We start from the raw sequence: 25833 nt of genomic DNA on the forward strand, positions 1-25833 counted from the left end.
GCTTACCGAGCTTTATTTTTTATGATGTATCAAATGATTTATGATATAGCAAATGAATTAATTCCTCTTTACCTTTTTTCTTCTGCTTCTGCGCCTTTGTTGTTTCCGGCGGCTGTAACGTTGCCATCTTTTATATATCATCCAGCCGCTCATCAAAGCAACGACGACAAAGATAAGAATAGTGATACCCACTCCTAAATTATCCCCCTTAATACGCGACCAGATATCAAGAACTTCTTTTGTCTTATCGCCGAAGTCACGAATCATAGCGCATCGTTCCACTACTTTGCGGTCGGGATATTGTATCTTGTCAATCTGTATGCTATCGGTACCCGGTCCGAAGAAATAACTTAAATCGGAAAAATAGGTAAGTGTCGTGTCTATCTTCTCTTCCAGAATCTCCGGAGTAGCGATAGAACTTACATATCCGCAGAAATCCATATTTCTCAGAGCAATGTCCGGACGACACATGAAATTGATAAAATAGCTAGCTGCTTCCGGATTCCTTGCATATTTCGGAATCACCCAACCGTCATACCATATATTACTTCCTTCCTTCGGAACTTCATAATCCAAGTCCACACCTACTGCATCGGCTTCTTCAATCGCCCATATTGCGTCACCACTCCAAGTCATATTCAGCCAAGCCTTGTTCTTCGTCATCATCTCCTTGCCGAAATCGGCTTCCCAGCCTGCTATATTCGGTTTCAGGGCTTTCAGATATTTTTCCGCAAGCTCCATAGCCTGTGGAGAATAGTCGTTCATCAGTTCTTCCACTGTCACACTCCCCGCTTCCAGTTCCTTGGCGTGCGCATAAATGATAGCCGTACCGTAAGCGTCGCGGTAACTATCCTTCATAAGGATTTTGCCGGCATACCTCTTATTCCAAAGACAATCCCAGGATGCTGCAACCGAATCGGGAACATAAGCCCGGTTATAAAGAAGTCCCGCAGTTCCCCACATATAGCATACCGCATAACGGCTGGCTTCTTCACCCGGCTGGCTCAATTTATTAATCTGCTCCCGTATGAACGGAGCCACATTTTTCATATAGTTGGGAGAATGGGCAAAATTCGTATCAATAGGCAGAAGCAGGCGCTTCTTCAACATACGCTCAATAATGTATTCCGAAGGGCAGACCACGTCGAAATCCTCATGTCCCTTCTCTATCTTGGTCAACATTATCTCATTAATGTCAAATGTCTGATAAACGATGCGGATATTTTCGCCTGTCTGTTCTTTATAATATGCTTGAAAATCCTTGAGCACACCATCCCCGATATAATCCGCCCAGTTATAGATTTTAAGAACCCGTTCGCGAGGCTCGCCGGAATTATAACATCCCGTCAAACTCAGCAACAACAGGATAGCAGGAATTATTCTTTTCATAATTAATAATTTTACAATGTACAAATATACCAATACAGAAAACGTGCCGCCATGCAATCAGCATATCAGTGTATTGGCATATTGAATAATTATTTCTTCTTCGCTTTCCCTGCCCGGTGATTGATCACAATAAGCAACGCCAACACCACAACAAAAATAATAGCGGAAAGCGGACGAAGCTCCGGGGTTAGACCACCTTTGCGGGCATCAGCATAAATATAAGTAGAGAGCGTCTCCAGACCTTGATTACCAATGGTAAAGACAGTTACGGCAAAATCATCAATGGATAGAGTCAATGCAAGCATAAAACCACTAATCATTCCCGGACGAATCTCCGGAACAATAACTTTCCACAAAGCTTGCATGGGAGTCGCTCCCAAGTCAAGAGCGGCCTCATAAATATTCGGATTCATCTGCTTCAAACGAGGCAGAACGCTCAAAACAACGTATGGCGTACAAAAAGTAATATGAGCAAGCACTACGGTTGTGTATCCTTGTGTGATTCCTAAAGAAACAAACAAAAGGAAAAGCGAAATACCCGTGATGATATCTCCGTTCAGAATAGGAATACTATTCACAAAACTAATCGCTTTACGCGAACGGGATTTCAGATTAAAGATGCCGATAGCAGCCACACTACCCAGCAAAGTAGATGCCGTTGCAGCCAGCAGAGCAATAGTAATCGTGTTAATCAATGCATTCATCAAAGAATGATGCGTGCCTGTAGTGAAAAGCGAAGTATAAAGTTTTGTGGAGAAACCAGTCCAGTTGCCCAGCACTTTCGCTTCGGTGAAAGAATAGATGACGATAATCACGATAGGAGAATAAAGCAACAATAGCAATATCCACAAGTAAGCCTGCGCAAATATTTTCTTTACCATAGCCCGCCTCCTTCGTTCGAATTGTCCTTATCGTCTGTGCTAAACAAAGAAGTAGCAGCAATCAGCAGCAACATAATAAGCGAAAGTGCCGCTCCATAGTTCCACATGCTGTTATTGATATTTTCCTGAATCGTTGTACCAAAGAGTTTGATGTTATTCATCGTCAGCAACTCGGCAATGGCAAATGTCGATATAGTCGGCATGAACACCATCATAATTCCACTCATCACACCCGGCATGGAAAGCGGAAGGACTGCTTTCAGAAAGACTTGCAGCGGATTGGCTCCCAAATCTTGTGCAGCTTCAATATAACTATGATCCATCTTCTGCAACGTGTTGTAAATAGGATAAATCATAAAGGGGATAAAGTTGTATACCATACCGAATATCAATGCTCCCTCGCCCAACGGTACACTAAAAAAGTCGAACAAGGCAACCGTAGCAAGGGTACGCACAAGAATATTTACCCACATCGGCAGGATAAACAGTACGACCATCGTCTTGGAACGGTTCAGCTTACTGTTACTCAATATCCATGCTGCAGGATAACCCAGCAAAATACAAACAAGGGTGGTAATGATAGCAATACCGATAGAATATACAAAGGTATTGATTGCTTCAGGATGTTCGAAGAACTTCTGAAAATTGGCGAGTGTCAAATGACCGCTATCATCGGTAAAGGCATATACGACAATTAAAAACAGCGGTATAATCACAAAGATCGCCGAAAAAATAATGTAAGGGAGAGTCCAACTCTTACGTGATGACAAAAAGACTATAAACTTCTTATTCACTTCCTTTCCTGTTAATCGGTTATTTTAATTATACGAATGGCATCTGGAGGGATGGTAATACCTACACGGTCTCCGTCGTCCCATACATCGTTCGTATCTACAAATACATTCTCGTCCCAGTCTGACAATACGGTCAGATGATAATGGTCGCCCTTGTAAAGGATGAATTTCACCTCACCTGTGAGCGTTCCGTCTTCTTCATTATCCTGAAGAATCACTTTTTCAAAGTCTATCTCCACTTTGACATTCGTATCGGCAGCTATATCTTCCACCGGAGTACATTCAAAGTTACAGCCCAGGAATTCCACATGAGTGGCATCCAGCAATTTTCCTTCAAACGTATTGCAGATACGCTCTTTCTTCATGATGTGAATATCAAACGGCTTCACCACCAGTCCGACTTCCGCTCCTACTTCAAAATGATGGTAATCCTGCACCAGGAATTCATATCCGCCGCACATCACCGTCATTTCATAATGCACACCTTTGAAAATAGAAGTCTCTACCACGCCTACCAACTGCGCCATATCCGAAACGGGGAAAATATAAAGATCTTCCGGACGGATGACTACGTCTACCGGAACATTTTCACCAAATCCTTCATCCACACATTCAAACTCCGTGCCGCAGAAGCGTACCAGCTTATCATGAATCATGGTACCATTGAGGATATTGCTTTCTCCGATAAAGTCGGCAACAAAAGCGTTGATGGGTTCATTATAAATATCAATCGGTGTACCGATCTGCTGAATCTTTCCTTCACTCATCACAACAATCGTATCGCTCAACGTCAATGCCTCTTCCTGATCGTGAGTGACGTAAACAAACGTTATACCCAAAGATTTATGCATTTCTTTGAGCTCCATTTGCATATCCTTACGCATTTTCAGGTCGAGCGCTGCCAGCGGCTCATCCAATAGCAACACTTCCGGCTCATTCACAATGGCACGGGCAATGGCTACACGTTGTTGCTGACCACCGGAAAGAGAATCCACATCGCGGTATTCATAATCTGTCATACCTACCATCTTTAAAGCAGCTTTCACTTTCTTCTCAATGGTTTGTTTCGGTGTCTTTTTCAGTTTCAGGCCGAAAGCAATGTTATCATATACATTCAAGTGCGGGAATAAGGCATATTTCTGAAATACCGTATTCACGGGACGCTTGTGGGGAGGGGTTTGTGTTATTTCCATCCCCGAAATTCGGATCTCGCCTTCCGAAGCCGTCTGAAAACCGGCAATGAGACGCAACAACGTGGTTTTACCGCAACCGGAAGGACCAAGTATAGTGACAAACTCGCCCTTTTTCACGTTTAGAGTCACATCATCCAATGCTGTTTTATCGCCAAAATACTTCGATACATGGCTCACCTCAATGATGGATTTATCTTCTTGCATATTCATACTAAAGTTTGGGCTGCAAAGGTACACATTTCTGCGGTTTTCACCTAGGTGTTAATCTAATATAACAGTGTTTTTCGATGCCCGACAGAAAAAAAATCTATCTTTGCATAAATATTTATTCACTAATTTTACAAAAGCATGAAAAAGTTAACTTATTTAGTTATTGCAACGGCAGCGTTAGGCATGGTAGCTTGTACGGGCGGAAACAAAGCCGGATACGTTGTCACAGGTACGGTAGAAGGTGCAAGCGATGGTGACACCGTTTATCTTCAGGAAGCTACTGGCAGAAATTTGACCAAACTAGATACAGCCGTTATCACCAAAGGTACTTTTACCTTTGAAGGTACACAAGATTCTGTGGTTAGCCGCTATGTCACTTGCGAAGTGAACGGAGAGCCATTGATGATTGATTTCTTCCTCGAAAACGGAAAAATCAACGTTGCCCTGACCAAGGACAACGACGCTGTAACCGGTACTCCTAACAATGATGCATACCAGGAAATCAGAGCTCAAATCAATGACATCAGCAAGAAAATGAATACCATTTATGAAGCAATGGGCGACACTTCTTTAAGTGATGAGCAGAAAGAAGCCAAACAAAAAGAGGGTGCCCAGCTGGAAGAACAGTATGACAAAGTAATCAAAGAAGGTGTTAAAAAGAACATCACCAATCCGGTTGGGGTATTCTTGTTTAAACAAACGTTCTACAATAACTCTACTGACGAAAATGAAGCTTTGTTGCAACAAATTCCTGCGAATTTCCAGAATGACGAAACAATCGTAAGAATCAAAGAGATGACCGACAAGCAGAAAAAGACTGCCGTAGGTACTCAATTTGTTGATTTCGAAATGCAGACTCCGGAAGGAAAGGCTGTGAAGTTGTCTGACTACGTTGGTAAAGGTAAAGTGGTATTGGTTGACTTCTGGGCTAGCTGGTGCGGTCCTTGCCGTCGCGAAATGCCTAATCTGGTAGAAACTTACGCTAAGTATAAAGGTAAGAACTTCGAAATTGTAGGCGTATCTCTCGACCAGGATGGAGCTGCATGGAAAGAAGCAATCAAGAAGATGAATATGACTTGGCCACAAATGTCCGACCTGAAATTCTGGCAAAGTGAAGGTGCACAGCTTTATGCAGTAAACAGTATTCCTCACACTGTATTGATCGATGGCAGTGGTAAAATTATCGCTCGCGGTTTGCATGGAGAAGAACTTCAGGCTAAAATTGCAGAAGCTGTAAAATAACAGATCGAAAGAGAAGGTTTTTCAAAGGCTTTAAAGTTCAAACAAGGGGCTGTTCGAAAAGCCTTGATCCTATAAAATCACGCTTACTACGACATGTTGCAGTAAGCGTGATTTTTCTTTTTAGAGACTTTTCAGATGGTTTCTTGCTTATTAAAAACTTCACAAGTCAGCAACCAAACAGATAAAATTCAGCCCCTGTAATTCTCGAAAGAACACAGGGGCTGAATCTATATATGAAAGTAAGGGAGAAGGACTCCCCTACTTTTATTTCAAACAAATTAGATAAACCAACGTACGTAGCAGAAGTCTTGACGGTGTGGAAGCTCCGGATTCTTCGGGAACATACGGTAAGACACCTTGAAGCTACCTGCATTTGACAAGCTGTGTTTAACTTGGAATGTATACAAGTTACCTTCTTTCTTGATGACACTAAACGGTTCTACAGAGTAAACATGTTGTTTGCCGTCTGCAGTTGTGTAAGTAGTAACCAATTCAAGTCCCACTGCATCATTCAAGCCTTTTTCATCGATCACGTAAGTAATAGTATATTCTTTTCCGCTTTCGATGTCACCGTTCTTCAGGTCTTCTACCTTGTCGCAAGATACGATTTCAATAGCATCCCATTTAGCAACCACATCTTCTTTCCAAGCTGCGATTTCTTTTGCTTTCGCATTATCATTAGCAGCCAAAGTCTGGAAGCGTTTCGCCAGTTTGCAATAGAATTTGCTATAGTAATCATCCAACTGACGCTTCATTGTATAATGAGGAGCGATCTGTGCGATAGAATTCTTCACCACTTTGATCCAGCCTTCAGAATATCCTTTCTTATTACGTGCATAATACAACGGCAAGATTTCAGTTTCAAGAATACTGTAAATAGTAGCAGCATCCAACTGATCCTGATGTTCCTGGTTCTGATAAGTACGTTTTTCTGTCAACGCCCAACCTGCACCTTCACGGTAACCTTCCAGCCACCATCCGTCTAATACAGAGAAGTTAACAACACCGTTCATCAAAGCCTTTTCGCCCGATGTACCAGATGCTTCCAACGGACGAGTCGGAGTATTCAACCAGATATCAACGCCTGAAACCAGACGACGAGCCAATTGCATATCATAATTTTCAAGGAAGATAATCTTACCCAGGAATTCCGGACGGCGAGAGATCTCGATAATACGCTTAATCAAACCCTGACCTGCACCATCGTGCGGGTGAGCTTTACCTGTAAACAGGAATTGTACCGGGTAATCAGGATTATTCACAATCTTAGAAAGACGATCCAAGTCGGTGAACAACAAGTGTGCACGTTTGTAAGTAGCAAAACGACGGCCGAAACCAATCAGCAATGCATTCGGATTAATCTTATCCATCAGTGAAACGATACGGGAAGGATCTCCCTGGTTCTTCAACCATGTATCGCGGAATGACTTACGGATATAGTCAACCAACTTATTCTTCATAGTCATACGAGTCTTCCAAATCTCCTCATCGGGCACATTGTAGATAGCTTCCCAAATCTTAGGATTAGATTGATCGAACCAGAAGTTTTCGTTGAAATATTTAAAGTACAGTTCTTTCCATTCAGTTGCACTCCAAGTCGGGAAGTGAACACCATTCGTTACATATCCTACATGGCTTTCTTCCGGGAAATAACCTTTCCAGATAGAAGAGAACATTTCTTGAGAAACCTTTCCGTGCAGCCAGCTCACACCGTTCACTTCCTGTGAAGTGTTACAAGCAAAAACAGACATACAGAAACGTTCGCCCTTGTCACCCGGATTGTTACGTCCGAGATCCATCAAGTCATCCCAAGTGATACCCATTCTGGAAGGATAACCACCCATATATTTGCCAAACAAGCCTTCATCAAAATAGTCGTGACCTGCAGGAACCGGAGTATGAACAGTGTAAAGAGAAGAAGCACGAACCAACTCGATAGCTTGATCGAAAGTCAATCCTGTAGCTACATAGTCACAGATACGCTGAACATTGATTAATGCAGCATGTCCTTCATTACAGTGATAAACATCTTTCTTGATGCCCAGTGCTTTCAAAGTCAGGATACCACCGATACCCAACAAGATTTCTTGTTTCAAACGGTTTTCCCAGTCGCCGCCATAAAGCTGGTGAGTGATAGGACGGTCGAATTCGCTGTTCATTTCATTATCCGTATCAAGCAGATACAAAGAAATACGTCCAACGTTTACACGCCATACGTTTGCATGAACAAAATAATCAAGATAAGGAACGTCAACTATCAACGGCTGACCATTGGCATCCATTACACGTTCAATAGGAAGTTGACCGAAGTTTTGTGCTTCGTAGTTGGCAATCTGCTGTCCATCCATAGACAACGTTTGAGTAAAGTAGCCGTAACGATACAAAAAGCCTACCGCACACAAATCAACATTGCTGTCGGAAGCCTCTTTCAGATAGTCACCAGCCAATACACCCAGACCACCGGAATATATTTTCAGGACGCTGCTCAAGCCATATTCCATACTGAAATAAGCGATAGATGGGCGTTGCTCATCCGGCTTCACATCCATGTAATCTCTGAATTTCGTATAAACTTCATTCATTCTTCTTAGAATCACCTTGTCTTTTGCCAGCGCTTCCAGCTTTTCATAGCTCATACGTTCCAACAACAGTACTGGATTCTGTCCACATTCTTTCCAAAGTTCCGGATCTAGATCTCTAAACAGTTCAGTCGCTTCAAAATTCCATGCCCACCAAATGTTGCGTGCGATTTCAGACAACTTCTCCAACTCTTCCGGTATACGTGATTTCACAGTAACCTCTTTCCAGTTGGGAGTATTCACATTACTAACTTTGATTTTCATAATGTTTTCGTTTACTTATTGATAAATAATTTCTTTCTTAACTCAACTGACGTATCCTTGCCTTACGCAAAGCGATATCATAAGCTTCATAATAATATTGTATAAAGTGCTTCCATAAAGCCTGCTCTGCAACTTCAGCAGCACGCTTACGGATTTCCTTCACTTCTTTCTCCGTCTTATCCGCAAATAACGTAATCGTATCTTTGATACCATCCGCTACTTCCGAATAATTATAGTCCGAACGATGCAGCACTTCTACTCCATCATTAATGCCATGCTGGTTCTTCAGGCTGTTTACCCAAAGTCCGAATCCAGCCAGATCAGTAGTGATTGTCGGTACATGGAATGCTACACTTTCCAACGGAGTATATCCCCACGGTTCGTAATAAGAAGCATAGACACTCAAATCCTGTCCCAACAATATATCATAATATTCTTTATTCATGATGCCATCACGACCATTCAGATAACAAGGTACAAAAATCACTTTTACCTTATCTTCCGGACGATTGCCCATTCCCAGATATTTCAACATATCCAACACCTGGTCATGAGTCATATTATGCAGCCAATGAGTGATAAATGGTACTTCGAGCGGAGTGTCGAACTTCTCCTTGCTCTTCAAACGTCCCTGCAAATCCTCACGGGGGTCTCCTACCCAACCGGGTACATTGATGAATGCCAAAACATTCTTATGCAAATTCTTATCCCTGTTCAAGCGGTTTAATGATTCCAAAAATACATCAATACCTTTATTCTTAAACTCATATCGTCCACTGGTTCCGACAATTAACGTATCGTCACCCAGATTTGTTCCCAATAATTTATTCGCTACATTGAGCATCAAGGCACGCGCACGTTTACGTTTTCCGGTAAATGTGCTTCCTTTCGGTACAAAATCATCTTCAAAACCGTTCATCAGAACAACATCTGCCGGTTTATCCAGTAATTCCTTACACTCATTATTGGTTATTTCGCTCACCGTCGTAAAACAGTCTACGTAATGTGCAGTCTGTTTTTCAATCGAGTGTTTCGATTGCATGTTCAGTTCTTGCGCCATCTGGTCACCATTATAAGCAAACAGATAGTCGTACAACGGTTTATGATTACCGGCAATAGAACGACCGATAGAAGTAGCATGGGTCGTAAAAATAGTAGCCACCTCCGGCACAGCTTCCTGTACATAAAGTGCTCCCATTCCAGTCATCCATTCATGCGCCTGATATACCACCTTATCCGTTTCTGTCAGGTTGTAGCGATAGAAACTCTCTACCACTCTTCCCGCAGCGTATGAAAACATAGAAGCTTCGTCGTAATCGCCATAAGCGTGCAACGAATCTACTTGATAACGATTCCACATTTCTGTGTATATATCGTCTTTCTTTTCAAAAAAAGGTTGGAAATCAACAAGAATGACTATGGGTTCACCGGGGATATTCCATCGTCCTATACGGACAGAAAGTTCGTCTTTCTCAAGTGCATGCTTTTTCCAGGCAGCACATAGGTTATCCGACTCGATGAATAGAGGGTTTTCTTTTCCTTGCCATACATCAGGACCTATGAAGAAAATTCTGTCGCGGAACTTTTCCTGCAATGTATTTGCCCGTGTCGACAAGACGGTGTATATTCCTCCCACTTTATTACATACTTCCCAGCTGGACTCGAAGATATAATCGGGGGTTAATAAATCTTTTACCATATAATATATTAAAACTCTTTTTAGTATGCGAGTGCAAAAGTACACATTATTCTTTGAAAAATAATACTTTATGCGAAAAATATGAGTTAAGAAGAGGAAAGAAACGTTGCCCTATAATGAAAAAAGAATATCCCCTTGCACATGCAAAGCTGCATGTACAAGGGGATTGAAACTCCTTTATAGGAAATATTCTTGCTAAAAATTATGCAACGAGTGCACTACCGATCAAGAAGGTTGCAGCCAAAGCAACGATTGCATAAAGCTCGGGGAATACGGCAAGAATCAACGTATTACTAAATACATTGTGTCCCTGTCCGATAGCTGCAATACCGTTTGCACAAACTTGTCCCTGACGGATAGCGGAGAATAAGGCAACCAATCCTAAAGCAATACCTGCACCAAGAACTGCTGATGCCTGGATAGCTGTAATTTCAGGAGTCAAAATGCTGAAGATAGTCTGAAACATGAAATAACCGGCAAAACCATAAAGCCCCTGTGTACCCGGAAGGGCTGTCAATACCAGGAAGTTACCGAATGCACTATCATTCTTCTTCAATGCTCCGATGGCAGCATTACCTGCAATAGTTACTCCGTAAGCACTACCGATGCCAGACAAACCAACCATAATCGCGATGCCAATGTAGGCGATAAACAAATTCATTTCCATAATCTTATTCTATTTTTTATTGTTTAATTCTTAAAATATTAATTCTCTATTTCTAATTTTTAATCTTCAGTTTTTTCAATTTCTGAACGGTTTGTACTCTTTACCGCCTCCTTCATATCCGGAGTTCTTGAAGAACTCAACGAACGTCAGACGCATTGGGTGAACCATTGCACCCAGCACATTCATGAAAATATTGATTGCATGACCGATCACGAAAATCAGCACCATTACAATCGGGCCTGCTATTACATTATCCGGACTCATACCTACTGCCAGACTGTTGAACACTCCCGCCAGAATACCTCCGGAAAGTCCGAGGGCAAACAGACGAACGTAGGACAAAACATCTCCAAGCAAACCAGTAACCATGTTGTATGAATCCCACAATCCCAATCCGATATTCAGGAATATGTTCTTTCCCGGACTGTTATAAAGGAAAATCATAGCAGCTGAAACACCCAGGATTATCAAGTGCACCGTGCTTCCCATCGGCATTACGTCCGGTAACAAAGCTGAAACTGCCATTGAAACCAGCAGGATGATCCATCCGATAGTTGCCACTGCATATTTGAAACCAAACTGAATCGTCTGATTCACAGCTTTCAGCACCATACCGAATAAAATCTGGATAGCTCCCAATATCAACGATAATTGGAACATATCATTATTATCCATCATGACAGCATGTTTCAAACGTTGAACAATCGGCCAATCCAAATTGTAAATATTCGCTCCGAAGAACGTACCAGTCAGCAAACCGCAGAAGAACGTTGATACCGCCAATACCTGTATCAATGAGATGATTGACTTCATTGACGGGGTTACTTTCTTCGCCATCAACCGATAGGCCGTAGCTCCCAGAAACAGGAACAAACCATATCCGGAATCTCCCAGACAAAGTCCGAAAAATACCATAAAGAATGGGGCAAAGAACGGTGTCAAGTCCAATTCATTATATTTCGGAAGCATATACAGCTTACAGATCGGTTCGAACCAAGCAAAGAATCCCTTATTATTCAATCGAATAGGAACATTATCGCCCGGCATCGGATCGGTAATCTCATAATATACATGTGCGTCATTCAGATAAGCCTCTATCTCCACTTGACTGAATGCAGGCGCCCATCCTTCAATCAACATCAGTTTGTCACCGGCAGTCTGCTCGGAACTTAACACAACTTTAGAGAATTCAATCTGACTTTGCAACTCTTTCAGAGCAACCTTCAATGAAGGAATATCTGTTTCGGAAAGTGCAACCAGTCTTTTTTCATTCTCTTCAACGGCCTGTTCTGTTGTATTGTAAAGCGTTTCAAGATGTGCCAAAGAGTATGCAGGTAATTTAGCCTGCTCTACATCCAAGTCCACTTCCTCTCCGCCTTTCGTTACAGTCACGAAGAATACTTTAGAAGAAATGCGGTTCACAATCATTGCATTGTATTCCGTTTCCCACTCTTCTTTGTAATTTCCTTCCGAACAGCTATAGAAACCGATTACATAACCGGCATCTTTCAGCTTCTGAACATTTGCCGGTTCAAAGTTGCCCCAGGCTTCCAGAGCTTCTTTTTCTTTGGCATAGCTTTGCAACTGCTGCGACAACTTTCCATGCTCTGTCTGTAAAGCATCCACTTCGTCCAGCACTTGCATTCCACGGGCAGCCGTTCCTCCTTCCGTAGCAATCACGGCATTCTTTTCATGCTTCTGGTTCTGAAGTAACTTCAAGGTAGCCGCCAAACGGTTGGAAAGACGAATATTATCCTGCAACTCCGTGTTATCGGCAGCCCCCTGTTGTTTCTCCACAATGTGGACTACCCCAAGTTCCCGCAGACTGTTCAGGAATTCTTCATATTCTTTGTGATACACCAGAAAGGTGAGTTTCTTCATTTTTGTAATCATGCCTCTACCTCCTTCCTTTTTTCTTGATGGGACTTCATGATCTTTTGCGAAGATTTCGACAGGTTTTCTTCATCTTCCATAAATCGCTTGATCTTTCGCAATGCATCCTGATAGCCCGGTATCTGCACCTTCTCAAAAAGGTTCACCTTTTGAGTGGTCTTTTTCCTTGCATGTTCTAACAAGTTCAGCTTGGCGAGCATAAATTCACGTTCAATTGCCGTATGAGCCAGCTCTTCCAACAGGTGGATACCGTCGGCATACCACTTGGGAGCATTAAACATACTGTACGGACGTATCTCGAATTCTACATTCTCGAGCAACGGTACGCGCACACCCGCAATCTTTTTCACGCCAAGATGAACATCATTCACCTTTATTAATGAAGCGTCAAACTCATTCCAAAGGGCGAACATGGCTTCATAGGCTTGAATTTGTTGTTCGAGCCTATCCTCCAAATCGGCAGCTTCCGTTTTACAACGTTTCACTTCCATGCGGAGGGCGCTTTCCTTATTCTTAATGATAGGAAGCGTACGCACCCGCACTTTCAGTTGCTTTTCGAGCTGCTGAAGAGAGGTTTTGTTATATTGAAACTTTATAGCCACGATGTTCTATTTACTATTTAACTATTTACGATTTACGATTGAAATAACTTTTATGACCATTTACAATTAACAAACTTCAATCGTAAATGGTAAATCGTCTAATCGTCTAATTATTTTGTTTTGGCCAGTATTGATCCACCAAGTCTTTCTTGATATTCACCTCTTCCGGACGGAAGTATTTACCGAACAAGCCCCAGGCAACGTCCAGCATTTCAGTTGTATCAAGGTTAACATCAATTGCCAATAACTGATTGGAATAGTCCTTCGCAAAAGCCAACGTACGTTCGTCGTAGTTTGTCAGGTCGAAACCATTTTCCATCTTCGTCTTAGCGTTAGCTGCATCGGCATAAAGACGTACGGCAGCATTCATCACCTGCGGATGGTCTTTACGCGTCTTCTTACCGGTAACCAGCTGTTTCAAACGAGACAACGAACGGAACGGGTCAACAATAACCTTACCAATATCACTATCACGACGCAGGAACAACTGACCTTCTGTGATGTAACCCGTGTTATCAGGCACAGCGTGAGTAATATCTCCACCGGACAAAGTAGTCACCGCAATAATTGTGATTGAACCACCGGAAGGGAACTGCACCGCCTTTTCGTAAATCTTCGCCAAGTCCGAGTAAAGTGATCCCGGCATAGAGTCTTTAGACGGAATCTGGTCCATACGGTTGGATACGATTGCCAACGCATCGGCATAGCTCGTCATATCGGTCAACAGTACCAGCACTTTCTCATTATTATTTACTGCAAAATATTCAGCAGCAGTCAGTGCCATATCCGGAATCAGCAAACGTTCTACCGGCGGGTTTTCGGTCGTATTCATGAAACTCACGATACGGTCGAGCGCACCGGCATTAGAGAACACATTCTTAAAATACAGGTAGTCATCATTCGTCATACCCATACCGCCGAGGATAATCTTATCCGTTTCAGCACGTAAGGCCACGTTTGCCATTACCTGGTTGAACGGTTGGTCCGGGTCGGCAAAGAACGGAATCTTCTGACCGGATACCAATGTATTGTTCAAGTCGATACCGGCAATACCCGTTGCAATCAGTTCCGACGGTTGTTTACGCCGAACCGGATTCACAGACGGACCACCAATTTCCACTTCCTGTCCTTCAATGTCCGGACCTCCATCAATCGGGTCACCGAAAGCATTGAAGAAACGTCCGGCCAGCTGCTCACTCACTTTCAATGTAGGCGATTTGCCGAGAAATACTACTTCGGCATTGGTCGGAATACCTTCCGTACCTTCAAATACCTGCAAAGTGACATCGTCACCGGCAATCTTTACCACCTGTGCCAGTTTACCGTCCACGGTGGCAAGCTCATCATACCCTACTCCTGTCGCTTTCAACGAACAAGTAGCCTTGGTAATCTGAGTAATCTTGGTATATATCTTTTGAAAAGCTTTTGTTGCCATCTTACTTATTTACGATTTAACAATTTACGATTTACGATTGAAGTTTCCTCTCTTCAATCAATTCCTTCAGTTGTTTCTGGAATCCTTCATACTGTTCTGATTTGAACTTCGAGTAGTTCATCTGCTTACAGATATTAATCATCTTCTTGAAGTAGTCCATTACTTCGTTGAAGTTATCAAATTCAAATTCCGTATGACAGATGTCGATTATCATATTCAGAATGTCTTCCTGACGTTCCATCGGAGTTACCGCGTCAATTTCGTCAAAAGCATCCTGTTGCAGGATTACAAAGTCAATCAATTCAGATTTCCAGAAGATCACGTGATATTCTACCGGCACACCATCGTCACCGAGGATATTGATCTGTTCGGCAATTTCCTTACCACGCTGTAAACGGGTCTTAAGTTCATTTACCTTTCCGATCCATTCATCATTGATATGACCTTTGATATACTCTTCAAATTCCGGATATTCGATATATTTTGAATAAGAATCAATCGGATTCACTGCCGGATAACGTTTTTTATCGGCACGGTCCTGTTCCAATGCATAGAAACAACGGGCTACCTTCTTCGTATTTTCAGTTACCGGCTCCTTCAAGTTACCACCGGCAGGAGATACCGTACCGATAAATGTAATAGAACCCGTTTCGTCATTGCTCAGTTTTACATATCCCGCACGACCGTAGAAGTTAGAGATAATAGCCGAAATATCCATCGGGAAAGCATCTGGTCCAGGCAACTCTTCCATACGGTTGGACATCTCACGCAGAGCCTGTGCCCAGCGGGAAGTAGAGTCGGCCATCAACAAGACTTTCAATCCCATTGAACGGTAATATTCCGCCAGTGTCATCGCTGTATATACAGATGCTTCACGCGCAGCTACCGGCATGTTAGAAGTATTGGCAATAATAATAGTACGCTCCATCAACTTACGTCCTGTGTGCGGGTCTACCAGTTCGGGGAACTCGGTAAAGATTTCCACCACCTCATTCGCACGTTCACCGCAAGCTGCAATGATAACGATATCCGCTTCCGCCTGCTTAGAAATAGCATGCTGAAGCACCGTTTTACCTGTACCGAACGGACCGGGAATAAATCCCGTACCACCTTCCACAATCGGATTCAGCGTATCAATCACACGTACACCAGTCTCCAACAATTTGAAAGGACGCGGTTTTTCCTTATAATTCGTCATCGCACGTTTTACGGGCCATCTCTGAATCATAGTTACAGGAATATCATTACCTTCTTCGTCTGTCAGGATTGCGATAGTATCTTCTATCTTATAATCACCTTCCGGCATGATTGTTTTTACGGTAGCCGTTCCCTTCATAGTGAACGGGGCCATTATTTTTAACGGCTGAAAGTTTTCATCCACCTGTCCCAACCATGCAGAAGCCTGCACTTTGTCACCTACATTCACCAATGGTACGAAATGCCATATACGCTCTTTATCCAACGGATACGTATATTGTCCTCTCTTCAGGAAAACTCCGTCCATCTTGTCGAGGTCATTTTGCAGACCATCATAGTTTTTCGATAACATACCCGGGCCTAATGTCACCTCAAGCATGTGTCCTGTAAATTCGGCTTCGGCGCCCACTTTCAGTCCACGGGTACTTTCAAACACCTGGACATATACATGTGAACCTACAACCTTAATCACCTCCGCCATCAACTTATCGCCACCGGTCGAGATATAACAAATCTCATTTTGAGCTACCGGTCCGTCAACGACGAGGGTCACCATGTTGGCAATAACGCCACTAACAGTTCCTTTTGTTGCCATATATTTTTTTTTTTTATTATCTGAATTCTGCAGGAATCTGCACTTCGTTCTTCAGCGATTCAATAATGCTTCTGAACAACTGATTACCTCTTTCCTTATCCAGTGAAATCCACCTTTCAATCATTTCCAGCTTCAGCAGGAAAGCAAAAATACGCTCAATAGTGAAATAGTCGAAGAAAATAGCATCCTCCATCCAGTTCCACCGCAGGGCATCCAACTTCTTCTCACGCTCCACCAGTTCTGTAATCTCACTGATTTTCACTAACGATTCAAAAACATCCACTTCACCGGACAGTCCGAAATCGCGGGCACTTGATGTACGCAATGCTTCGCATACTTCCGTATTTCCCACAACATTGGAAGCAATATCCCACTTGAATTTACGGCTGGTAAATGCAACAAGAATATTATTGATGTTCAGATTGAATTCAAACCAGGCAGAAACAAACTTATTTCCACACTTCATGGCATACTCATAATACAAAGCAGCCAGATGATCTTCGTGCAAAGTCGTACTTTCAGCCGGAGTATTCAAATAATCAGTTATAAAAGTGGAGAGATAAACCGGAAATTCTTTAGGACTGATTTCTCCGCCTTCTCTCAGAATAGAAATATATTCTGTGAGCTCTTCAGCAGAGTAGTTTCCCCGTTTGTCGATTTCCGCTTCTTTATCTTTGAGAAGTTTCAGCACATTTGCATTATCAAACTTCAGATAAAACAAGTCGATCAACTTCCGGTCTGAAGCAGACAATCCATTGTAGATTTCAGTTTTAAAATCGGCTACTGTATAGCTCAGCTTACTGTCTTCCAGTGAAAGTTCCGGCAAACCTGCTACCAAGTAATAGTACTTACTACTCATAGTCGCTTCTTTTAAAATAGCATTTCTACTAATTGAGGACGCAAGAACGCTTTGAAGTAATTCATGAATTCTTCTTCTCCGAAGTTCACCTTATACGAACCGTCCGCCGGAGAAACGGTAAACAGAGTCTTGATACCATTTACTTGCTGGATAGTCACTCCCTTGTCTAATAAAGCTTTTGCATGAGCTGCAAAATACTTTTTCAGTGATTCCGCATCGGCTGTTGAGATGACGATAGGTTCGTCTATGCTCCATTTGGATGCCAATGCTACGATAAACGCGTTCAGATAATCTTTATCCTGAGCGAAATCTTTCACGGAAGCGGTTATCAACTTGTCAGTTACCATTGTAGCGACTTCAGATTTGAGCGCATTCACAGCCTGACCGGCAAATAGTTTTAACTCTGATTTAGTATTTTCTGCTAACTCATCAGCAGATTTACGAGAGGAGTTTACAATTGATTCTGCCTCTTTACGGGCATCCTCAATGATTTTCTTAGCTTCTTCCTGAGCATTCGCGATAAGTCTTTGCGCTTCCTCGTTTCCTTTTTCCACGCCTTCACGATAAATCTTATCGGTCAACTCTTGAATTTTGTTTTCCATATTAACAGGAGTATTTAGTATTATTACTATATTAACTATGTGTCCTTTCTCAGATTCTCGCCAAATTTACAAAAATCAATTTGATAAAAAAGAGAAAGAAGAAAAGAAAAAAGATTCGTTTGCAAAAAAATCACAGACCTACACCTATTTTGTTCCACTTTTGCCCTTTTCCTATTACTAAATGACACATTTCCGGATTTTTCAAACCGGAAAACAAATATAAGGAATCCAAAAGATATTTGAAAACAAATATATATTGAAAGCGACAAACAGGATATTAATACAAGATTAAATAACAAAAGCTATTGGTATCACATTTGGCATTAGTGAATACTGCTATCCTATTTGCGGAAGAAGAGAAGAGGTTATCTTTTATCCGTCCTTAAAAACAGCCCCTCTTGATTCATTGATGAATCTTTTTACAAAGTACCAAACAACAGAAAGCCCCTTGATTCGTTGCTGAATCAAGGGGCTTCTCTAAAAACGGCGGCTACCTACTCTCCCACTGTTACGCAGTACCATCGGCGTGACGAGGCTTAACTTCTCTGTTCGGAATGGGAAGAGGTGGAACCCTCGTGCTATAACCACCTGAATAAGGTTATGACATGATGAAAAGTAAAATCTCAAGTTCATTACTAGTATGTTTCTGTTCTCTGTTTCCAGTTTCTGTATCAGTAATCCGCTAAACGTATATACCCAACCGGTACATATTTGAAAGAAAGTGAACGGGCAATTAGTAATGCTCGGCTTTGATGTTACCACCTTTACACCTGCATCCTATCAACGTCATCGTCTTTAACGACCCTAAGAAATCTAATCTTGTGGCTGGCTTCGTACTTAGATGCTTTCAGCACTTATCCAATCCCGACTTAGATACCCAGCGATGCACCTGGCGGCACAACTGGTAAACCAGCGGTCAGTCCAACACGGTCCTCTCGTACTAGTGTCAGAGCCACGCAAATTTCATACGCCCACGATAGATAGAGACCGAACTGTCTCACGACGTTCTGAACCCAGCTCGCGTGCCACTTTAATGGGCGAACAGCCCAACCCTTGGGACCTTCTCCAGCCCCAGGATGTGACGAGCCGACATCGAGGTGCCAAACCCCTCCGTCGATATGAGCTCTTGGGAGGGATCAGCCTGTTATCCCCGGAGTACCTTTTATCCTTTGAGCGATGTCCCTTCCATGCGGAAACACCGGATCACTATGCTCTAGTTTCCTACCTGATCGACTTGTCTGTCTCCCAGTCAAGCGCCCTTATGCCATTACACTCTACGAACGGTTACCAATCGTCCTGAGGGCACCTTTAGAAGCCTCCGTTACACTTTTGGAGGCGACCACCCCAGTCAAACTACCCACCAAACAGTGTCCTCGCAACTACGAGTTAGAACTCAAATAATCAAAGGGCCGTATTTCAACAGCGACTCCACAAATACTGGCGTACCTGCTTCGAAGTCTCCGGCCTATCCTACACATCAATTACCCAAATTCAATGTTAAGCTATAGTAAAGGTTCACGGGGTCTTTTCGTCCCATCGCGGGTAATCGGCATCTTCACCGATACTACAATTTCACTGAGCTCACGGTTGAGACAGTGTCCAGATCATTACACCATTCGTGCAGGTCGGAACTTACCCGACAAGGAATTTCGCTACCTTAGGACCGTTATAGTTACGGCCGCCGTTTACTGGGGCTTCAATTCAATGCTTCTCTTGCGATGACATCTCCTCTTAACCTTCCAGCACCGGGCAGGTGTCAGGCTGTATACGTAATCTTTCAATTTAGCACAGCCCTGTGTTTTTGTTAAACAGTTGCCTGGACCTATTCTCTGCGCCCAACTCTCGTTGGGACCCTTTATCCCGAAGTTACAGGGTCAATTTGCCTAGTTCCTTAACCGTGAATCACTCAAGCGCCTTAGTATATTCAACCCGACTACGTGTGTCCGTTTGCGGTACGGGTACCTTAAAGATTAAGTTTAGCGGATTTTCTTGGGAGTATGTTTACACGCACTATTACCTTATTCCGAAGAATTTGGTATACTATCAGGTTCGACTCTCTTTGTGGATTTGCCTGCAAAGATCAACATCTACACCCTTCAACGGACTATTCCGTCAGTCCGCGGCGCTATCACTGCTCCGTCTCCACGTCACTCTTTAAGGTAGTACAGGAATATTAACCTGTTCTGCCATCGGCCTCACCGTTCGGCTGAGCCTTAGGACCCGACTAACCCTGATCCGATTAGCGTTGATCAGGAAACCTTAGTCTTTCGGCGAGGGGGTTTCTCACCCCCTTTATCGTTACTTATACCTACATTTGCTTTTCCACACGCTCCAGCAAAGCTCACGCTTCACCTTCGACGCAGAGTGGAATGCTCCCCTACCGATCATTACTGATCCCATAGCTTCGGTAAATTGCTTGATGCCCGATTATTATCCACGCCAAACTCCTCGACTAGTGAGCTGTTACGCACTCTTTAAATGAATGGCTGCTTCCAAGCCAACATCCTAGCTGTCTTAGCAATCTGACTTCGTTAGTTCAACTTAGCAATTATTTCGGGACCTTAGCTGATGGTCCGGATTCTTCTCCTTTAGGACATGGACCTTAGCACCCATGCCCTCACTCCTGGGATCGAACTACTGCGCATTCGGAGTTTATCAAGACTTGATAGGCGGTGAAGCCCTCGCATCTTATCAGTCGCTCTACCTCACAGTAGTAATTCCCAAGGCTGCACCTAAATGCATTTCGGGGAGTACGAGCTATCTCCAAGTTTGATTAGCCTTTCACCCCCACCCTCAGTTCATCCGGAAGCTTTTCAACGCTTATCGGTTCGGTCCTCCAGTTAGTGTTACCTAACCTTCAACCTGACCAAGGGTAGATCACTTGGTTTCGCGTCTACTCCTTCCGACTAATCGCCCTGTTCAGACTCGCTTTCGCTTCGGCTACACATTTTGAAATGCTTAACCTTGCCGGAAAAAGTAACTCGTAGGTTCATTATGCAAAAGGCACGCCGTCACAGCTTACGCTGCTCCGACCGCTTGTAGGCGCACGGTTTCAGGGACTATTTCACTCTTCTATTCGAAGTGCTTTTCACCTTTCCTTCACAGTACTGGTTCGCTATCGGTCTCTCGGGAGTATTTAGCCTTACCGGATGGTCCCGGCAGATTCACGCAAGATTCCTCGTGTCCCGCGCTACTCAGGATACCACTACGCTTCGTTTAGCTTCGAATACCGGACTATCACCGTCTATGGTTTCATTTTCCAAAGAATTCTTCTCACTAAAGTTCTTGCGACATCGTGGTCCTACAACCCCAATATTGCCGTAACAACATTGGTTTGGGCTAATCCCCGTTCGCTCGCCACTACTTGGGGAATCATTATTATTTTCTTTTCCTACAGGTACTAAGATGTTTCAGTTCCCTGCGTTAGCTTCCATCCAGGATGGATGACATTCCTTCAGAATGCCGGGTTGTCCCATTCGGAAATCTTCGGATCAAAGGTTATTTGCACCTACCCGAAGCTTATCGCAGCTTATCACGTCCTTCATCGCCTCCGAGAGCCAAGGCATCCGCCATGCGCCCTTGCTTACTTTCTTTCAAACGTTTTATTCTCATACTGGTATTGACTTGGGAATTGCTTCCGGCTGTCAATATTGCATATTCGAACACGTACGGTTTGATATATACTTTTAGCTCTTACTTTTAATTTTACTTTTTGTACATCATGTCAAAGATCGTTTCTCTTTTCAGAGATGGTGGAGAATAACGGATTCGAACCGTTGACCCTCTGCGTGCAAGGCAGATGCTCTAGCCAGCTGAGCTAATCCCCCAAGAGGTTGTTCAAGAATATCGTTTTTTAGCTTTTAACTTTCAGCTTTCGCTGTTCCTCGTTCTTGAGCTTGGTAGTCCCAGGCAGAGTTGAACTGCCGACCTCTACATTATCAGTGTAGCGCTCTAACCAACTGAGCTATAGGACTAGTTCAACCTTGTCTACCTTTCGTCTAGACTCGGCTTCTTTTTTCTCTTGTTTATCTCTATCTATACTTCTATAGATGGTTGATCTATATATTATAAATAAACAAGTACCAGTAGTACAAAAAACAGAACCTTTAAAGTCACTATTTTTAACGATGGGCGTTTTACATTATTCATGTACAATTGCATCGTCTTACGACATCGCTCCAGAAAGGAGGTGTTCCAGCCGCACCTTCCGGTACGGCTACCTTGTTACGACTTAGCCCCAATTACCAGTTTTACCCTAGGACGCTCCTTGCGGTTACGTACTTCAGGTACCCCCGGCTTTCATGGCTTGACGGGCGGTGTGTACAAGGCCCGGGAACGTATTCACCGCGCCATGGCTGATGCGCGATTACTAGCGAATCCAGCTTCACGAAGTCGGGTTGCAGACTTCGATCCGAACTGAGAGAGGTTTTTGGGATTAGCATCCTGTCGCCAGGTAGCTGCCTTCTGTACCCCCCATTGTAACACGTGTGTAGCCCCGGACGTAAGGGCCGTGCTGATTTGACGTCATCCCCACCTTCCTCACATCTTACGACGGCAGTCTCTCTAGAGTCCTCAGCATGACCTGTTAGTAACTAAAGATAAGGGTTGCGCTCGTTATGGCACTTAAGCCGACACCTCACGGCACGAGCTGACGACAACCATGCAGCACCTTCACATTTGCCTTGCGGCTAACCTGTTTCCAGATTATTCAAATGCAATTTAAGCCCGGGTAAGGTTCCTCGCGTATCATCGAATTAAACCACATGTTCCTCCGCTTGTGCGGGCCCCCGTCAATTCCTTTGAGTTTCACCGTTGCCGGCGTACTCCCCAGGTGGAATACTTAATGCTTTCGCTTGGCCGCTTACTGTATATCGCAAACAGCGAGTATTCATCGTTTACTGTGTGGACTACCAGGGTATCTAATCCTGTTTGATACCCACACTTTCGAGCATCAGTGTCAGTTGCAGTCTAGTGAGCTGCCTTCGCAATCGGAGTTCTTCGTGATATCTAAGCATTTCACCGCTACACCACGAATTCCGCCCACCTCTACTGTACTCAAGACTGCCAGTTTCAACTGCAATTTTACGGTTGAGCCGCAAACTTTCACAACTGACTTAACAATCCACCTACGCTCCCTTTAAACCCAATAAATCCGGATAACGCTCGGATCCTCCGTATTACCGCGGCTGCTGGCACGGAGTTAGCCGATCCTTATTCATATGGTACATACAAAATCCCACACGTGGAATACTTTATTCCCATATAAAAGAAGTTTACAACCCATAGGGCAGTCATCCTTCACGCTACTTGGCTGGTTCAGACTCTCGTCCATTGACCAATATTCCTCACTGCTGCCTCCCGTAGGAGTTTGGACCGTGTCTCAGTTCCAATGTGGGGGACCTTCCTCTCAGAACCCCTATCCATCGTAGTCTTGGTGGGCCGTTACCCCGCCAACAAACTAATGGAACGCATCCCCATCGATAACCGAAATTCTTTAATAGTAAAACCATGCGGTTTTAATATACTATCGGATATTAATCTTTCTTTCGAAAGGCTATCCCCGAGTTATCGGCAGGTTGGATACGTGTTACTCACCCGTGCGCCGGTCGCCATCTTTAGTTTGCAAGCAAACTAAAATGCTGCCCCTCGACTTGCATGTGTTAAGCCTGTAGCTAGCGTTCATCCTGAGCCAGGATCAAACTCTTCATTGTAAAAGTATCTTTTCATCTGTTAAGATGATTTTTTGCTCTGTTCAGGATGCCGTAAATTTATTGACCTTATTCAAATACCTATCATCCTCAATCGTATCGCTACTCTCTCGGACAAGTATTGACGGTTCTATTTTTTTACTTGTACTACTTGTATTGTTTATCAATATTTCAAAGAACTTGCTGCTTTCGTTTTAAAAGCGGGTGCAAAGGTAAATGCTTTATTTTTAACTACCAAACTTTTTCGGAAGTTTTTTTTATTTTTTCTTCTTACTCATTTCTCAGGCTCTCTATGCGAAAGGGAAAGAATGTATAAAAGAAAAACAAAGGCCGTTTTCTTTGCGAATCGGACTGCAAAGATAAGAACTTTATTTATTATACTCCAAAACTTTTTGGAAGTTTTTTTGTTCTTTTCTTTAAGTGCAATCTCGCTTTTTCACTATGTCAATTCTGCAAGGCTTTCTTCTCTTGGAAAGCGGGTGCAAAAGTACACCCTTTTAGTATACAATCCAAATATATTAAACTATTTTTTCGAAGTTTTTTTGAAAGAATCTGCTAAAACACTGAAGGATAATGATGTTGTAGAACATATTTTTTCAACAGTAGAGAAAGGGGCATGAGAATGAGCAAAGAAACAAAAGTAATACCAGACGCTTTGAAAGAACTTAAAAAAAGCATAGCTTTAGAGAGCGTAAAGCGTAGCTTTAGCACTCGTAAAGCACTGCTTTAGCATTAACAAAGCACTACCCTGTTAATAACAAACGGGTACAGCAGGTACACTTTTTCGAGGCTCTATCACACACGCACACGCGCGCTATATAATGCCCTTATCACCTGCATTGACAAACACGCTGTATGCAATCAAGCGTTTCAATCAAATGAGTGCAGTATTATTCCTAATTTATGAAGGAAGAAAGAGCAACAGGATATAAACAACAAGAACAGCAGAGAGCTCGCAAGATGAGGTAAGGTCTTATAAAATTAGCAAGAGGAACCGCACCAAAATTTGTTTCATTTTAACGGGTAAGGAACAAAATCTAGTGTGGATGAACTTGTTCAAACCTGTGTGGAAATGAATGAAAATTTGTTTTCAATTACTGATTCGCATAAGTAGAACATGAACTTTTGAGTCATAAGTTCCACCAGTTTCACCTTATCTCTGAAACATCGATGGATAAGGAGATAGCGGGTGAAAGCGTAGAAAAAATCAAGGTGAAATCTCCCGTTATTGCTTTCACCTTTCAAATTTATTTACACCGATTGCTGGACATATAGAGCCACCGTATTGAATGTATAGATTCAACGCGGTAAGTATATAGATACAATGTGTTGAATATATAGATCTGCCAACTCAAGTGTTAGTAGATAATAATCAAGGTGTTAATACTTGACATCCATACTATTAACTCCTGATGGATTATCTGTTAATACCTGACAGTGGATTTGCTATAAGCATATTTTCATTAGCTATAATGATATCCGGATTAGCTATAATGAAATTAGTTTTAGCTCAAGGAATATTTTGAAAAGACAAGGTGAAACCGATAATGTTCAGTTTTGCCTGAATTTGCCACTTGCCTTCACCCGCTATCTCCTTATTCATCGGCATTTCGACAATCAGGTGAAATCGATGAACGGCAATGATCTTATAGTGGCATTTATTATACTTTATTCATTAAGAAAGAGGTCAGTTACACGGTGTTCCGTTATCAAATGATTCAGAACCGTGCGGAAATAAAACAAACTTTTGGTGCGGTTGCCCTGTTTGTCAATAGAAACCACTTAGTCTCAAGCGGTACTTTCTATACCTATTATACGCACGCACGTGTGTGTGAGAAAAATATGCAGTGTACCTACTGTACCTTTTGTACCCGCCGGGCTGTTCATTACTTTTTTTGTGGAGGGTAGCTCTCACCTGGTTGACATCTGAAAAATATCCTCCTGCATTTACCAGCCAGTCTCATCCCATCCGGTAGCCGAATACCATTGCAAAGTCCTAAAATAAGTATTCCATTTTAAATACC

14 protein-coding genes, 2 tRNA genes and 3 rRNA genes are annotated in these 25833 nt (G+C 42.9%); 1 reads left to right on the forward strand and 18 read right to left on the reverse strand.

The window, feature by feature from the left end:
* Positions 1–57: 57 nt before the first annotated feature.
* The 4 genes from INE92_RS09255 to INE92_RS09270 all read right to left on the reverse strand — a co-directional run bounded on the left by INE92_RS09255 (position 58) and on the right by INE92_RS09270 (position 4467).
* The gene (locus INE92_RS09255) at positions 58–1389 is read right to left on the reverse strand and encodes an ABC transporter substrate-binding protein (RefSeq protein WP_015530921.1); all 1332 of its coding nucleotides are present in this window, start codon (positions 1387–1389) and stop codon (positions 58–60) included.
* Between the two features lie 89 nt (positions 1390–1478).
* Positions 1479–2270: an ABC transporter permease gene (locus INE92_RS09260; RefSeq protein ID WP_008022956.1), complete on the reverse strand. Its 792-nt coding sequence runs from the start codon at positions 2268–2270 to the stop codon at positions 1479–1481.
* On the reverse strand, positions 2264–3064 hold the full coding sequence (locus INE92_RS09265; RefSeq protein ID WP_004316765.1) for an ABC transporter permease: 801 nt from the start codon (positions 3062–3064) through the stop codon (positions 2264–2266). Before INE92_RS09265 ends, INE92_RS09260 begins: the two co-directional genes overlap by 7 nt.
* Before the next feature lie 11 nt (positions 3065–3075).
* Positions 3076–4467 (reverse strand): polyamine ABC transporter ATP-binding protein, encoded by a 1392-nt coding sequence (locus INE92_RS09270; RefSeq protein ID WP_009040974.1) that lies wholly within the window; start codon positions 4465–4467, stop codon positions 3076–3078.
* A gap of 138 nt (positions 4468–4605) precedes the next feature.
* Between INE92_RS09270 and INE92_RS09275 the strand changes: the two genes are divergently transcribed.
* Entirely contained in the window at positions 4606–5709 is a 1104-nt protein-coding gene (locus INE92_RS09275; RefSeq protein WP_009040973.1) for a TlpA disulfide reductase family protein, read from the forward strand.
* A 278-nt stretch (positions 5710–5987) separates the two neighbouring features.
* On the opposite strand, the gene INE92_RS09280 is transcribed toward INE92_RS09275, so the two are convergent.
* The 14 genes from INE92_RS09280 to INE92_RS09345 all read right to left on the reverse strand — a co-directional run bounded on the left by INE92_RS09280 (position 5988) and on the right by INE92_RS09345 (position 23812).
* A complete protein-coding gene (locus INE92_RS09280; protein WP_009040972.1) occupies positions 5988–8552 on the reverse strand; it encodes a glycosyltransferase family 1 protein in 2565 nt (854 codons plus the stop codon).
* Between the two features lie 37 nt (positions 8553–8589).
* Complete coding sequence (locus tag INE92_RS09285) at positions 8590–10251, reverse strand: glycogen/starch synthase (protein ID WP_015530920.1); 1662 nt, start codon at positions 10249–10251, stop codon at positions 8590–8592.
* 202 nt (positions 10252–10453) lie between these two features.
* Positions 10454–10918 (reverse strand): V-type ATP synthase subunit K, encoded by a 465-nt coding sequence (locus INE92_RS09290; RefSeq protein ID WP_008022961.1) that lies wholly within the window; start codon positions 10916–10918, stop codon positions 10454–10456.
* 75 nt (positions 10919–10993) lie between these two features.
* Positions 10994–12811: a V-type ATP synthase subunit I gene (locus tag INE92_RS09295; RefSeq protein WP_015530919.1), complete on the reverse strand. Its 1818-nt coding sequence runs from the start codon at positions 12809–12811 to the stop codon at positions 10994–10996.
* Complete coding sequence (locus INE92_RS09300; RefSeq protein WP_004297640.1) at positions 12808–13413, reverse strand: V-type ATP synthase subunit D; 606 nt, start codon at positions 13411–13413, stop codon at positions 12808–12810. Before INE92_RS09300 ends, INE92_RS09295 begins: the two co-directional genes overlap by 4 nt.
* A gap of 106 nt (positions 13414–13519) precedes the next feature.
* Positions 13520–14848: a V-type ATP synthase subunit B gene (locus INE92_RS09305; RefSeq protein ID WP_004297639.1), complete on the reverse strand. Its 1329-nt coding sequence runs from the start codon at positions 14846–14848 to the stop codon at positions 13520–13522.
* A 31-nt stretch (positions 14849–14879) separates the two neighbouring features.
* Complete coding sequence (locus INE92_RS09310; protein WP_004316778.1) at positions 14880–16640, reverse strand: V-type ATP synthase subunit A; 1761 nt, start codon at positions 16638–16640, stop codon at positions 14880–14882.
* 16 nt (positions 16641–16656) lie between these two features.
* The gene (locus INE92_RS09315; protein WP_008022965.1) at positions 16657–17499 is read right to left on the reverse strand and encodes a DUF2764 domain-containing protein; all 843 of its coding nucleotides are present in this window, start codon (positions 17497–17499) and stop codon (positions 16657–16659) included.
* A gap of 11 nt (positions 17500–17510) precedes the next feature.
* Positions 17511–18101 (reverse strand): V-type ATP synthase subunit E family protein, encoded by a 591-nt coding sequence (locus tag INE92_RS09320; protein ID WP_004316780.1) that lies wholly within the window; start codon positions 18099–18101, stop codon positions 17511–17513.
* Positions 18102–18582: 481 nt separating this feature from the next.
* Positions 18583–18693, reverse strand: a 5S ribosomal RNA gene (rrf, locus tag INE92_RS09325).
* Between the two features lie 121 nt (positions 18694–18814).
* Positions 18815–21694 (reverse strand): 23S ribosomal RNA (locus INE92_RS09330).
* A gap of 157 nt (positions 21695–21851) precedes the next feature.
* A tRNA-Ala gene (locus INE92_RS09335) sits at positions 21852–21928 on the reverse strand.
* A gap of 70 nt (positions 21929–21998) precedes the next feature.
* Positions 21999–22075 (reverse strand) — tRNA-Ile (locus INE92_RS09340).
* Positions 22076–22283: 208 nt separating this feature from the next.
* Positions 22284–23812 (reverse strand): 16S ribosomal RNA (locus INE92_RS09345).
* The 16S, 23S and 5S rRNA genes sit together here with 2 tRNA genes alongside, the layout of an rRNA operon.
* Positions 23813–25833: the final 2021 nt, after the last annotated feature.

The sequence above is a fragment of the Bacteroides xylanisolvens genome, assembly GCF_018289135.1.
Classification (GTDB): domain Bacteria; phylum Bacteroidota; class Bacteroidia; order Bacteroidales; family Bacteroidaceae; genus Bacteroides; species Bacteroides xylanisolvens.